The organism is Cryobacterium sp. 10I5, assembly GCF_035019865.1.
GTDB classification, from domain to species: domain Bacteria; phylum Actinomycetota; class Actinomycetes; order Actinomycetales; family Microbacteriaceae; genus Cryobacterium; species Cryobacterium breve_A.
Genome location: NZ_JASJVI010000217.1, coordinates 1 through 549 on the forward strand (window position 1 = coordinate 1; position 549 = coordinate 549).

1 pseudogene is annotated in these 549 nt (G+C 69.9%); it reads right to left on the minus strand.

The features are described from left to right. Positions 1-549: pseudogene (locus QN350_RS19775) on the minus strand (glycine dehydrogenase (aminomethyl-transferring)); the annotation flags it as partial.

The following is a 549-nucleotide window of genomic DNA, read 5'->3' on the forward strand; positions in this document are numbered from 1 at the left end:
AGTATTTTCCGCGGATGAGGCTGCGGAGCGGGTAGACGGCGGTCGCGCGGTCGTAGGAGTGCTCCCACTCCCCCTCGATCACCGACTGAGCCGTGTGCGGCGCGTTGTGCAGCGGGTTGTCGTCGGCCGGCCAGGTACCGGAGGCGACGGCATCCGCTTCGGCCTTGATCGCGATCATGGCCTCGATGAAGCGGTCGATCTCGCCGAGGTCCTCGCTCTCGGTCGGTTCGACCATGAGCGTGCCCGAGACCGGGAAGCTCATCGTCGGCGCGTGGAAACCGTAGTCGACGAGGCGCTTGGCGACGTCGTCGACGGTCACGCCCGTCGCCGCGGTCAGCGGGCGGAGGTCGAGGATGCACTCGTGGGCGACGAGCCCGTTCTCCCCGGAGTAGAGCAGCGGGTATGCCCCCTCGAGCCCCTTGGCGACGTAGTTGGCCGCGAGCACGGCGGCGCCGGTGGCCTGCTTGAGGCCGGCCGCGCCCATCATGCGCACGTAGGCCCACGAGATCGGCAGGATGCCCGGGCTCCCGTACGGTGCGGCCGAGACCG